The organism is Mycobacterium sp. E735, from assembly GCF_001666955.1.
Lineage (GTDB): Bacteria > Actinomycetota > Actinomycetes > Mycobacteriales > Mycobacteriaceae > Mycobacterium.
The window spans coordinates 1-15,113 of the sequence record NZ_LZIX01000334.1 but is presented as its reverse complement, the minus strand read 5'-3'; the positions used below and the strand labels follow the sequence as shown (position 1 = coordinate 15,113).

Annotated in this window: 1 pseudogene; it reads left to right on the top strand. The window is 68.1% G+C overall.

The window, feature by feature from the left end:
• Window positions 1-15,113, top strand: a pseudogene (locus A5704_RS29500) (amino acid adenylation domain-containing protein); the annotation flags it as partial.

The window sequence follows — 15,113 nt, the reverse complement described above, 5'->3', positions numbered from 1 at the left end:
CTCCAAAACCACTACGACACCGCCGACATCCTGCCGCTCACCGCACTCCAAGAAGGACTGCTCTTCCACGCCACCACCGCTCGGGATCTCGGCGATCTGTACGCGATGCAACTCGACGTCACGGTCGCCGGCCCACTCGACCCGCGCCGGCTGCACGACGCCGTCCGCGCCGTCGTCGAGCGCCACCCCAACCTGGCCGCTCGGTTCTGCCGGCAGTTCGACCAACCGGTTCAAATCATTCCGGCCCACCCCTTGGCGGTATGGCGATACGAGGCCGTCGAAGCCGATGATCGGATCGAAGGGATTTGCGCCGACGAACGGGCCGCGGTCGGTGACCTCACCGCCGGACCCGTCTTCCGGGTTGCTCTGCTTCGCACCGGAGAGAGCCTCCATCGAATTGTGCTGACGTTCCACCACATCGTGCTCGACGGGTGGTCGCTACCGATCCTGCTGCACGAGATCTTCGCCTGCTACCAAGGCCGGCGACTGCCGGCCGTGACACCCTATCGCCGGTTCGTCACCTGGCTGGCCGAGCGCGACCTCGACGCCGCCCGCGACGCCTGGGCCCAGGCGCTCGCCGGCCTTGACGCCCCCACCCTCGTCGGACCGCCGGGCCGGCTCAAGCCCGGTCCCAAGAGCACCAGTTCGATGGCCATATCCGAGCAAGACGCGTTGGCGCTCAACGAATTGGCGCGCTCGAATCACACCACGGTCAACACCGTGCTGCAGGCGGCGTGGGCGCAACTGTTGATGGGACTGACCGGCCACCATGACGTGGTCTTCGGCACCGCCGTCTCGGGACGGCCCGTCGAGATACCGGGAGCCGACCGCATGGTCGGCCTGCTGATCAACACCGTGCCGGTGCGCGCGCACATCACCACCACCATGACCACCGCCGACCTGCTCCACCGACTGCACGACACCCACAACCACACCCTCGACCACCAACACCTGGCGCTCAACGAGATTCACCGCATCACCGGCCACGACCAACTCTTCGACACCTTGTTCGTCTACGAAAACTACCCCGTCGACACCGCCGCGCTGGCCGCCGTCGACGGATTGACCGTCGCCGAGTTCACCGGCCACGAATCCAATCACTACCCCCTGACCGTCCAGGTCACGCCCGGAGCCCAGCTCGGCTTCCGTGTCGAGTACGACACTCACGTGTTCGATGCGGAAACCGTTGACACACTGATCAATCGGCTGGAACGGGTCCTGCTGACCATGATCGCCGATCCGCAGCTCCCCTTGTCGGCGACCGACGCGCTCGACGACGACGAGCGCGCCCGCCTCGACGCCATGGGCAATCGGGCGGCGCTGACCGGGTCCGCACCCGCACCGGTGACGATTCCGGAACTGTTCGCCGGCCATGTGGTCCGCTCTCCGCACGCCGTAGCCATCCGCGACGGGGTCCGGTCGTTGACTTACCGAGATCTCGACGAAGCCTCGAATCAGTTGGCTGACTCGATATCCGGTTGCGGCGCCGGCCCCGGGCAATGCGTGGCGCTGCTGCTCGAGCGGTCCGCCGAGGCCGTCATCGCCATGCTCGCGGTGCTCAAGGCCGGGGCGGCATACCTGGCGATCGACCCGGCGCTGCCCGACGAGCGGATCGAATTCATGTTGAGTGACGCCGCGCCGAGCGTCGCGGTCACCACCACCGGGCTGCGACCACGGCTGGCCGGGCGCCCACTGGCCGTCGTCGACATCACCGACGACCGCATGATGGCCCAACCCCGATCCGCGCTTGCTATGCCGGCAGCCGACGACATCGCCTACGTCATCTACACCTCGGGAACCACGGGTGTGCCGAAAGGCGTTGCGATTAGCCATCGCAACGTGGCGCACTTGGTCGAGTCGGCGTCAGCCCACCTGCCCGCCGAGCAGGTTTGGACGCAGTGTCACTCGTACGCGTTCGACTTTTCCGTCTGGGAGGTCTGGGCGGCGTTACTCGGCGGCGGGCGACTGGTGGTGGTGCCCGAGCGGGTGACGGCCTCACCGAGAGACTTCCACGCCCTGCTCGTCGCCGAACAGATCACCGTGCTCACCCAGACGCCGTCGGCGGCCGCGGCGCTTCCCCAGGACGGCCTGGATTCGGTCGCGCTACTGCTCGGCGGCGAGGCGTGTCCGGCCGAGCTGGTGGACCGGTGGGCGCCCGGGCGCGTGGTGATCAACGCCTACGGCCCCACCGAAACCACCGTGTACGCCACATTGAGCGCCCCGTTGACCGCAGGTCTGGGGACGGTACCGATCGGGGCTGCGGTGTCGACCGCGGCACTGTTCGTCCTGGACGACTGGCTGCGCCCGCTCCCACCCGGAATGGTCGGCGAACTGTACGTGGCCGGCCGCGGCGTTGGCGTCGGCTACCTGGGTCGGGCGGGCCTGACCGCGGCTCGATTCGTGGCCAGCCCGTTCGGCGCCCCCGGCACGCGGATGTACCGTACCGGCGACCTGGTGCGCTGGCGGACCGACGGGCAGCTCGACTACCTCGGGCGCGCCGACGAGCAGGTCAAGATCCGCGGCTATCGGATCGAGCTCACGGAGATCCAGGCCGCCCTGACCGCACTCGGCGGTGTCGATCAGGCCGTCGTCGTCGTCCGCGAAGACCGGCCCGGCGACAAACGGCTGGTCGGATACGTCGTCGAAAGCATCGGCGCGACAGTCGATCCCGCCGCGGCGCGCGCCACGCTCACCGAACGGCTGCCCGGCCATATGGTGCCGGCCGCCGTCGTGGTGTTGGGGGCACTGCCGCTGACGGTCAACGGCAAGCTCGACACCCGGGCCCTGCCCGCACCGGACTACCAGGACCGCGGTCGCTACCGCGCCCCGGCCTCCCCGGTCGAGGAGATCCTGGCCGGCACCTATGCCCACGTGCTGGGTGTCGACCGGGTGGGCGTCGACGATTCGTTCTTCGACTTGGGCGGGGATTCGCTGTCGGCAATGCGGTTGATCGCTGCCATCAACACCGGTCTCGACACCGACCTGGCTGTGCACGCGTTGTTCGACGCACCCACGATCGCGCAATTGGCGCCACTCGTCGACGGCGAGGCCCGCCACCGTGAGCCGTTGACCGCGGGGCACCGCCCGGCGGTGATTCCGCTCTCGTTCACCCAGAATCGGCTGTGGATTCTCGACCAGTTGCAAGGCCCCTCAGGGGTTTACCACGTGGCCGTGGCACTGAAGCTGCGCGGAGCCCTCGATGCGGATTCGCTGCGCGACGCGCTCGCAGATGTGGTCGCCCGGCATGAAAGCCTGCGCACGATATTCCCCGCGCCCGATGGACTGCCCCAACAACTCATCGTCCCTGCCGACCGGGCGGATTTCGGCTGGGACGTCATCGACGCGACCGATTGGGTGCCGGCCAGGCTCGACGAGGCCGTCGATGAAACGGCGCGCCACCCCTTCGGTTTGGATTCCGAGATTCCGCTGCGGGCGAAGTTGTTTCGTGTCGACGCCGACGAACACGTGTTGGTCGGCGTGGTGCACCACATCGCCTTTGACGGTTGGTCGCTGGCGCCGTTGATCCGCGATCTCGGCGAGGCCTATCGGGCGCGAGGGCGGGGGCTCGGCCCCGACTGGCCCCCACTGCCAGTGCAATACGTGGACTACACGTTGTGGCAGCGGGCGCGGTTCGGTGTGCTCGACGATTCCGACAGCCGGATCGCCGCGCAGCTCAAGTATTGGGAAGACGCCCTGGCGGGCTTGCCCGAACGCTTGGAGCTCCCGACAGATCGGCCCTACCCCTCGGTGGCCGATCAGCGCGGCGACAGCGTGTCCGTGGACTGGCCGGCCGAATTGCAGCAGCGCATCGCCGAGGTGGCCCGCGGGCACAACGCGACCAGCTTCATGGTGGTCCAAGCCGCCCTGGCGGTTCTGCTGGCGCGGCTCAGCTCGAATTCCGATGTGGCCGTGGCATTCCCAATCGCCGGCCGCGGTGATCCCGCGCTCGATGACCTGGTGGGTTTCTTCGTCAACACCTTGGTGCTGCGGGTGGATGCGGCAGGAGACCCGACCGTCGCCGAATTGCTCGCCCAAGTGCGGCGGCGCAGCCTGCTGGCCTTCGAGCACCAGGATGTGCCATTCGAGGTGCTGGTCGAGCGGCTCAACCCGACCCGCTCGCTGAGCCACCATCCGCTTGCCCAGGTGGCGTTGGCGTGGCAGAACCTGCCCGGCCATAGGAGCGCCCCCGTCGCCGGGCTTGAGTTGGGCGACCTCGAGATCACACCATTGCCGCTCGACACCCACACCGCTCGCATGGATTTGACCTTCTCGCTGTCCGAACACTGGTCCGACGACGGTGCGCCGGCGGGCATTCGGGGAACGGTCGAATTCCGCACGGATGTTTTCGCGCCCGAGACGATCAACACGCTTGTCAGCCGGTTCCAGCGGTTACTGGGCGCGATGACCGCCGACCCTCAGGCCCGGTTGTCGTCCATCGATCTGCTGGACGCCGAGGAGCACGCCAGCCTCGATGCCACGTCCAACAGGGCGATGTTGGACCGGCCGGGCCCCACACCGCTGTCGATTCCGGTCTTGTTCGCCGGCCATGTGGCGAGGACACCCGATGCGATCGCGATCACCGACGGGACGCGGTCCTGGACCTACCGCGAACTCGACGTCGCGTCGAATCGACTGGCGCACCGGCTGATCGGGCACGGCGCGGGCCCGGGCGAATGCATCGCGCTGTTGTTCTCCCGTTGCGCCGAGGCCATCACCGCGATGCTGGCGGTGCTCAAGACGGGAGCGGCCTACCTACCGATCGATCCGGCGGTGCCGGCTTCCCGGATAGAGTTCATCCTCGACGACGCCGCGCCGATCGCCGCCGTCACGACCCCCGACCTGCGGCCGCGGCTGGCCGGGCACGGACTGGTGGTGCTGGATGTCACCGATGGCGCGGTCGGTGACCGCCCAAGCACCGCACCAGCCGCGCCCGGCCACGGCGACATCGCGTATCTGATCTATACCTCCGGAACCACCGGCACACCGAAATGCGTTGCCATCACCCATCACAACGTGACGCAGCTGCTGGCATCACTGGACGGCGGTTTGCCGCATCCGGGCGTCTGGCCGCAATGTCATTCGCTGGCCTTCGACGTCTCGGTGTGGGAGATCTTCGGTGCGCTCCTACGAGGTGGGCGCGTGGTGGTGGTCGCCGAGGACATCGCCGCGTCGCCGACTGACTTCCACCACCTGCTGGTCGCCGAACAGGTCGACGTGCTCACGCAAACCCCCTCCGCCGCAGCCGTGTTGCCGCCCGAGGGTTTGGAGTCGGCGGCGATGGTGGTGGTCGGTGAGGCGTGCCCGGCCGACGTGGTCGATCAATGGGCGCCCGGTCGGGTGATGATCAACGCATACGGCCCGACGGAGACGACGATGTGCGTCGCGATCAGCGCGCCGCTGACGGCCGGATCCGGGGTGGTGCCCATCGGGAGTCCGGTACCCGGAGCGGCGCTGTTCGTCCTCGACGAGTCGTTGCGCCGGGTGCCGTCCGGCGTGATCGGTGAGTTGTACGTCGCCGGCCACGGCGTGGGCATCGGGTATCTGCGCCGCGCGGGGCTGACGGCGTCACGATTCGTGGCCTGCCCGTTCGGGGGCCATGGGGCACGCATGTACCGCACCGGGGACCTGGTCCGCTGGGGCGCCGACGGCCAACTGCACTACCTCGGACGCGCCGACGAGCAGGTCAAGATCCGCGGGTACCGCATCGAGCTCGGCGAAATCCATGCCGCGCTAAGCCAACTCGACGGCGTGGAGCGTGCCGCCGTCATCGCGCGCGAAGACCATCCGGGCGACAAGCGGCTGGTCGCCTACATCACGGGAACCGCCGATCCGATCGACGCGCGCGCCGCGCTCGCGGAGCGGCTGCCTGGCTACATGGTGCCCGCCGGGGTGGTGGTGCTCGATGCGCTGCCGACCACCGTGAACGGGAAACTCGACACCCGCGCCCTGCCCGCGCCCGACTACCAGGCCTCCGAAAGTTATCGTGCGCCGTCCGATGCCATCGAGGAAATCCTGGCGGGCATCTTCGCCGAGGTCCTGCGACTCGATCGCGTCGGAGTGGACGACGCCTTCTTCGACCTTGGCGGCGACAGCATCTCGTCGATGCAGGTGGTCGCACGGGCCCGCGCGGCCGGCGTGATCTGCCGCCCGCGAGACATCTTCGTCGAACAGACGGTGGCGCGGCTGGCCCGCGTCGCCCAGATCAGCGACGGCATCGGCCCGCTCGACGCGGGCATCGGCCCGGTAATACCCACCCCGATCATGCGCTGGCTGTGGGACATCGACGGGCCCGTCGATCAGTTCAATCAGACGATGATGATCGAGGCACCCCACGGCGTCACCCGGCCCGACGTGGTCGCGCTCCTGCAAGCCCTGCTCGACCACCACCCGATGCTGCGGCTGCGTGTCGACAACTTCGACGCCGGCGAGTGGTCGTTGACGGCGCCCGGGACCGGTGCGGTGGACGCCGAAAGCTGCCTGCTCGCCGTCGACGAGTTGACCGAAGACGCGGTGGCGATCGCCCGGTCACGGCTCAACCCCTCTGCCGGCGTAATGCTCAGCGCGGTCTGGGTGACCACCGGCCAGCTGGTGCTGATCATCCACCACCTGGCCGTGGACGCCGTGTCCTGGCGAATCCTCCTGGAAGACCTGAACATCGGCTGGGCCCAGCGCCTGAGCGGCCAACCGGTCGCGCTGCCGGCGGGCGGCACATCCTTCCAGCGCTGGGCGGCACTCCTTGCCGAGCATGCGCAGCGGCGCGAAGTCATCGACCAGACCGAAGTGTGGCAGCGGTCGCTGCCCGCCCAAGTCGCCCTGCCCCCGGTCAAGCCCGAGACTGACACCTACGACCGCGCCGGGCACCTCACGGCATCCCTCGACACCGAGACCACCCGCCTCCTGCTCGGCGAGGTTCCCACCGCGTTTCACACCGGCGTCCAGGACATCCTGTTGATCGCCCTCGCGTTGGCGTGGGGTGAGTTCTCGGGCGCCGACGAGGGCGGGTCGATCGCGATCGACGTCGAGGGACATGGTCGCTACGAGGACCTCACCACCGATGTCGAGCTGTCACGCACCGTGGGCTGGTTCACCACCAAATACCCCGCGGCGTTACCGGTCGTCGGGCCGCGCTGGGCGCAACTGGTGGCCGGTGACGCCGCAGTCGGGGCGTTCGTCAAGCGCGCAAAGGAACGACTGCGGGCCCTGCCCGACGGCATCACGTATGGCCTCCTGCGCTACCTCAACGCCGACGTCGCATTGGGTGGGCCGGATCCGGCGATCGGGTTCAATTACTTCGGACGGTTGCACGGCACCGAGGCGTCCGGCGATCTCTGGCGGCCCAGCCAGGACGGTCTGGCGGTCACCACCTTCGCCAGCGCGGTGCCGATGCCACTCGCGCACACCCTGGAACTCAGCGCGGGCGCCGTGGACGCCGGTGCCGGGCCCCACCTGGAGGCCCAATGGACCTGGGCGCCTTCGGCGCTCGATGACGCGCAGGTCGACCGGCTCAATCAGCTGTGGTTCGACGCTCTTACCGGGATCTGCGCACACGTCCAGCGCGGCGGCGGGGGACTCACCCCCTCGGACATCGCCCCCGCCGGTCTCACCCAGCACCAAATCGACCAACTCCAGCGGCATTTCCGGATCGCCGACATACTGCCGCTCACTCCCCTCCAGCAAGGATTGCTGTTCCACGCGGCCGCCCAGAACCGCGACGGCGACCTGTACTCGATGCAGCTCGACATCACCGTCTCCGGTCCGCTCGACGCGGATCGCCTCCGCGGCGCCGTGGACACCGTCGTCAGTCGCCACCCCAACCTCGCCGCCCGGTTCTGCACACAATTCGACCAGCCGGTGCAGATCATCCCGGCCGACACCCAAACGCCCTGGCAGTACGTCGAACTCAATTGCGATACCGACGGGCAGTTACAGCGCATATGTGACGCCGAGCGCGCGGCGGTGTGTGACCTGAAGGGTTCGACCGCGTTTCGCGTTGCGTTGATCCGCACCGCGCCGGAGCGGTACCGAGTGGTGTTGACCAATCACCACATCGTGCTGGACGGCTGGTCGCTGCCCGTGCTCCTGCAAGAGATCTTCGCTACCTATTACGGCCAACGTCTACCGGCGGCCGTCCCATATCGCCGGTTCGTCACCTGGCTCGCCAAGCGCGACCTCGACGCCGCGGAGCAGGCCTGGCGCGAGGTGCTCACCGGTTTCCACACCCCGACTCTGGTCGCACCGCCGGGCACCCCGACGCTGGGAACCCGAGGCCTCGCGTCGGCTCGCGTGCCGGAGGGCACCACCCAGGCCGTCAACGAACTGGCCCGCTCCTGTCACACCACCGTCAACACGGTGCTGCAGGGCGCCTGGGCACAGGTATTGATGTCCATGACGGGCCGGCGCGACGTCGTATTCGGGGCGGCTGTTTCGGGCAGGCCGACCGAGGTGGTCGGCGCGGAAACGATGGTGGGTCTGATGATCAACACCATCCCCGTCCGAGCCACCATCACCCCGGCCACCACCGTCGCAGACCTGCTCGGGCAATTGCACACCGCTTACGAGCGCACCCTGGATCATCAGCATCTGGCGCTCAAGGAGATTCACCGCATCACCGGGCTCGACCAGCTCTTCGACACGCTGTTCGTGTTCGAGAACTACCCGATCGACACCACGGCGCTGTCGCACACCAACGGGCTGGCGATCACCGACTTGACCGGTACCGAATCCAGTCATTACCCGCTGACAATGCAGGCCCGCCCCGACCGCGAATTGCTTCTTCGCGTCGAATACGACAGCCACGTGTTCGACGCCGAGACCATCGAATCACTGATCGACCGCTTCCAGCGCGCGTTGGTGGCCATGACCACCGACCTAGGGGGACAACGTTGACCACCAATCCGACGCGGAGATTGTTGTCCATCGATCTGCTCAACGAGACGGAACACGCACGCCTGGACGACTGGAGCAACCGCGCCGCATTGACCCGGCCCGCGGTGCCGCTATCGGTTCCGGCGCTCTTCTCCGCCCAGGTGTCGCGGACCCCCGAGGCGCTGGCCGTGACCTTCGAAGGCCGCTCGATGACCTACCGCGAGCTCGACGAGGCCGCTAATCAGTTGGCACATCTGCTGATCGAGCACGGCGCGCGACCGGGCGTGTGTGTCGCACTGCTGTTCCCCCGGTGCGCCGAGGCGATAACGGCGATCCTGGCGGTGCTCAAAACCGGGGCGGCGTATCTGCCGATCGACCCCATGCATCCGCGGTCCCGCATCGAGTTCATGCTCACCGACGCCACCCCGATCGCCGTCGTGACGACCGCGGAGATGCGTTCGCGACTGGACGGATGCGGCCTGACTGTCATCGATACCGCCGACGCTCGCATCGACGCTCAACCCGACACCGCCTTACCCCTCCCCGCGCCCGATGACATAGCCCACATCGTGTACACCTCAGGCACCACCGGGGTTCCGAAAGGCGTTGCGGTCACGCATGACAACGTCACCCAGCTTTTCGACGCGCTCGACATCGGTATTCGACTGGGCCCGGACCAGGTGTGGACGCAGTTCCATTCCTACGCGTTCGACTTCTCGGTGTGGGAGATCTGGGCCGCGTTGCTGTTCGGCGGGCGTCTGGTGGTGGTGCCCGAGTCGGTGGCTCGATCACCCGGCGAATTCCACAACCTACTGATAAAGGAGCGCGTCCGCGTGCTGACGCAGACCCCGTCGGCAGTGAGCGCCCTGTCCCCCGAGGGACTGGAATCCACGGCGTTGGTCATCGGCGCCGAAGCCTGTCCTCCGGCGCTGGTGGATGCCTGGGCGCCCGGACGGGTGATGACCAACGTCTACGGCCCGACGGAAACCACGATGTGGGCGTCCAAGAGTGCTCCACTGCTGCCGGGATCGGGTTCGCCACCCATCGGGTCCCCGATCACGGGAGCCGCGTTCTTCGTCCTCGACGAGTTGCTGTGTCCCGTGATGCCCAAGGTGGTCGGCGAGCTGTATATCGCCGGCCGCGGCGTCGGGGTGGGCTACTGGCGCCGGGCCGGACTGTCCGCTTCGCGCTTCGTGGCCTGTCCATTCGGCCCGCCCGGAACCCGCATGTATCGCACCGGGGACCTGGTGCGCTGGCGGCCGGACGGCCAACTCGACTACCTCGGCCGCGCCGACGAACAGGTGAAGATTCGCGGGTATCGCATCGAACTCGGCGAAATCCGCTCCGCCTTGAGCGAACTCCCGGGCGTCGGACAGGCCGCGGTGATCGCCCGAGAGGACCGGCCCGGTGACCGGCGGCTCGTCGGCTACCTCACCGAAACGGCCACCGGAGCAGTCGATCCCGCTGTGGCACGGGAGGCACTGGCCCGGCGGCTGCCCGGATACATGGTTCCGTCGGCCATCGTCGTCTTGCAAACGCTGCCGCTGACGGTCAACGGCAAACTCGACACCCGAGCCCTCCCGGCGCCGGAGTACACCAACGGTCAGCGGTACCGCGCTCCGAAGGATCCCACCCAGGACATCCTCGCCGGCATCTATGCCCGCGTTCTCGGCATCGACCGGGTCGGAGTCGACGACTCTTTCTTCGACCTCGGCGGCGACTCGGTTTCTGCGATGCGCGTGATCGCGGCGATCGGCTCCGACCTGGCCACCGACCTGTCAATGCAGACTCTGTTCGACGCGCCAACGGTCGCGCAACTGGCCGCACACATCGGTGGCGATGACAGCCGCCTTCAGCCTCTTCTAGCCGTCCAACGGCCGGAAGTCATTCCGCTGTCCTTCGCCCAGAGTCGGCTCTGGTTTCTCGACCAATTGCACGGGCCTTCAGCGGTTTACAACCTGGCGGTGGCGTTGCGTTTGCGGGGAACGCTGGATCTGACTGCGTTGCGGATGGCCGTGGACGACGTCATAGGCCGGCACGAATCGCTGCGCACGGTGTTCCCCGACGTCGACGGGGTGCCCTTCCAGCGCGTGCTGCCGAGTAACTGCGCCGGCGTTGTGGACGTCACCGACGCCGCCGGGTGGTCCCCGGGCGCGCTTCATGAGGCCATCGACGCCGCGGCGCGGCGCACGTTCGACTTGAGGGCCGAGATTCCTTTCCGAGTGCAGCTTTTCCGCGTCGGCGACGACGACCACGTGCTTGTGGGTGTGGTGCACCACATCGCCGCGGATGGCTGGTCGATCACCCCGCTCGTGGGTGACCTGAATGTCGCGTATGCCAGCCGGTGCAGCGGCGAAGCCCCTGACTGGGCCGAATTGCCAGTGCAATATGCGGATTACGCGGTGTGGCAGCGCGCGCAGTTGGGTGATCTCGATGATGGCGACAGTCGCTTTGCCGCGCAGTTGGCGTATTGGGAGGATGCGCTGGCGGGGATGCCGGAGCGGTTGGAGTTGCCCACAGATCGGCCTTATCCGGCGGTGGCCGATCTGCGTGGGGCGACGGTGCCGGTGGAGTGGCCGGCGGAGTTACAGCAGCGGGTGCGTGCGCTGGCCCGGGAGTGCAACGCGACGAGTTTCATGGTGGTTCAGGCCGGGTTAGCGGTGCTGTTGTCGCGGCTGAGCGCGACTTCGGATGTGCCGTTGGGTTTTCCGATCGCAGGGCGACACGACCCCGCGCTCGAGGGCCTGGTGGGGTTCTTCGTCAACACACTGGTACTGCGCGTCGACGTCGCGGGTGATACGACCGTCAATGAGTTGCTCGGCCAGGTGCGGAGGCAAAGCCTCGCCGCCTATGACCACCAAGACGTGCCGTTCGAGGTGCTGGTTGAGCGGCTCAACCCGGCGCGGTCGCTGGCTCATCATCCGCTGGTGCAGGTGATGCTGGCCTGGCAGAACCTGCCGGGCACCGGCGCTGATCCGGGGTTGGCGTTGGGGGATTTACAGGTGTCCCAGGTGCCGATCACCACCCATACCGCCCGGATGGATTTGACGTTCAACGTGGCTGAGCGCTTCACCGATGAGGGTGAGCCGGCTGGGATTTCGGGTGCGGTGGAGTTCCGCACCGACGTGTTCGACGCCGGCACGGTCGCCGCGGTGGTGGAGCGGTTGGAGCGGGTGTTGGTGGCGATGACCGCTGATCCGGGTGTGCGGTTGTCGTCGCTCGATGTGCTCCAGGCCGGTGAGCTCACCCGTCTGGGCGAGATGGGCCGGTGGCCGGTGTTGGAGCAGGCCGCGGCGGCGGTGTCGATTCCGGCGCTGTTCGCCGAGCAGGTGCTGCGGGCCCCGGAAGCGGTGGCGCTGCGGTTCGGGGAACAGTCCTGGACCTACCGCGAGGTCGATGGTGCGTCAAACCGGCTGGCTCATCTTCTGATTGGTTACGGTGCCGGCCCGGGTGAATGCGTGGGACTGGTCCTCCCGCGTTCCGGTGGGGCCATTGTGGCGATCTTGGCGGTGCTCAAGACCGGCGCGGCGTACCTGCCGATCGACCCGGCGCTGCCCGACGAGCGGATCGACTTCCTGCTGGCCGACTCCAGGCCGGTGGCCGCGCTCACCACCACAGCGTTGCGCCCACGGCTGAACGGGCACGCCTTCATCGTCGTCAACGTCGACGACCCGCGGATTGACGCCCAGCCGAGTACGGATTTGCCGGCACCGGCAGCCGACAATGTCGCGCACATCATTTACACATCGGGCACTACCGGGGCGCCCAAAGGGGTTGCGGTCACGCACCACAACGTCACCCGCCTGTTCGACGCACTGGAGGTGGGTTTCGAGCTGGAGCCCAAGCAGGTGTGGACGCAGTGCCATTCGTATGCGTTCGACTTTTCGGTGTGGGAGATCTGGGGTGCGTTGCTTTCTGGTGGGCGGTTGGTGGTGGTGCCCGAGGAGGTGACCCGCTCCCCCGACGAGCTGCGCGCCCTGCTGATCTCCGAACACGTCACCGTCTTGAGTCAGACCCCGTCAGCGGTGGCAATGCTCTCCCCCGCCGGGCTACAGCCGTTGGCGCTCGTGGCCGCCGGAGAGGCCTGCCCAGCCGAGATCGTCGAGCGCTGGGCGCCCGGGCGGGTGATGGTCAACGGCTACGGCCCCACCGAAACCACGGTCTATGCCACCATCAGCGCCCCGCTGGCGCCCGGTTCGGCCGCGGTCCCCATCGGCCTACCGGTGCCCGGCGCGGCGCTGTTCGTCCTCGACCCCTGGCTGCGTCCCGTCCCGCCCGGCGTCGTTGGCGAACTCTATGTCGCCGGCCGCGGCGTCGGGATCGGCTATTGGCGCCGGCCCGGGCTGAGCGCGGCCCGGTTTGTGGCCTGCCCCTACAGCCCGCCCGGCACCCGGATGTATCGCAGTGGGGACTTGGTGCGCTGGCGACCCGACGGGCAACTGGACTACCTGGGGCGCGCCGACGAACAGGTGAAGATTCGCGGGTACCGCATCGAACTCGGCGAGATCCGCGCGGCCCTGGGCGAACTCCCAGACGTCGGACAGGCTGCGGTGATCGCCCGTGAGGACCGGCCCGGTGACCGGCGGCTAGTCGGTTACATCACCGGCACCGCCGATCCCGCTGCGGCGCGCGCCGCGCTGGCCGAGCGGCTGCCCGGCTTCATGGTGCCCACCGCGATCGTCGTGGTGGACACCCTGCCGACCACGGTCAACGGCAAGCTCGACACCCGCGCCCTGCCCGCCCCCGACTACGTGGATGTCGATCGCTACCGCGCCCCGACCAACCCCGTCGAAGAAGTCCTGGCCGCCATCTACGCCGAGATCCTCGGGGTCGAGCGCGTCGGCGTCGACGACTCCTTCTTCGACCTCGGCGGCGACAGCATCCTGTCGATGCAAGTAGTCGCCAGGGCCCGCGCGGCCGGGTTGGCCTGCCGCCCCCGTGACATCTTCGTCGAGCAGACCGTGGCGCGGCTGGCCCGCATCCCTGGCATCACCGACGGCCATCAACGGACCACCGACGACGGGATCGGGCCCGTCAAGCCCACGCCAATCATGCACTGGCTGTTCGACATTGACGGCCCGATCGACCAGTTCAACCAATCCATGGTGCTGCAGGCACCGACCGAAGCGACCCACGACGACGCGCTCGTCATCCTGCAAGCACTGCTCGACCGCCACCCGATGCTGCGGGCGCGGGCCGATACGAGCGGGCGGTCGCTGACCGTTCCCGGACCCGGGGCGGTCGACGGCGCTCAGTGCCTGCACACCGTCGACGCGCTGACCGATGATGTCCTCGCCCAGGCGAGGTCCCGGCTCGACCCCGGCGGTGGCGTGATGCTCAGCGCGTTGTGGGTCTCCACTACCGGCCAGCTGGTGCTGATCGTTCACCATCTGGCCGTCGATGCGGTGTCATGGCGGATCCTGTTGGAGGACACCAACATCGCGTGGGCCCAGCACCACCACGGCCAGCCGATCGCCCTGCCCCAAATCGGCACCTCATTCCAGCGGTGGGCCGCGTTTCTGGACGAGCACGCCCACACCGCGGCGGTCATCGCACAGGCCGACACCTGGAACCACGTCGCGGCGACCGCGGCCGCGCTGCCCCCGCCGCAGCCCGGCGACACCTACGCCAGCGCCGGGCACCTCACCGCCACCCTGGACACCGAGACCACCCGGGTGTTGCTCTCCGACGTCCCCGCGGCCTTCCACACCGGCATTCACGACATCCTGCTGATCGCCTACGCGCTGGCCTGGACCGAATTCCTCGGCTCCACCGGCCAAACCGTGGGCATTGACGTCGAAGGCCACGGCCGCCACGACGACCTGGCCGACGCGGTGGATCTGTCACGCACCGTGGGCTGGTTCACCACCAAATACCCCGTCGCACTGAACGTCGGTGGGCTGCGCTGGGACCATATAGCAGCGGGCGACCCCGCACTGGGCCCGATCGTCAAGGGCGCCAAGGAACAACTGCGCGCCGCGCCCCACCCCCTGACCTACGGACTGCTGCGCTACCTCAACCCGGACACCGCCCTAACCGCACCCGACCCCACCATCGGATTCAACTACCTAGGACGGCTCAGTGCGACCGCGCCCGGGGCCATCGATGAGCTTTGGCTGATCAGCGAGGACGGCTTGTCGGCCATAGCCGTGGCCAGCACGGCGCCGATGCCGCTGTCGCACACGGCCGAGCTCAACGCCGCCACCATCGACACCGACACCGGCCCTCAGCTCAACGCCACCTGGACC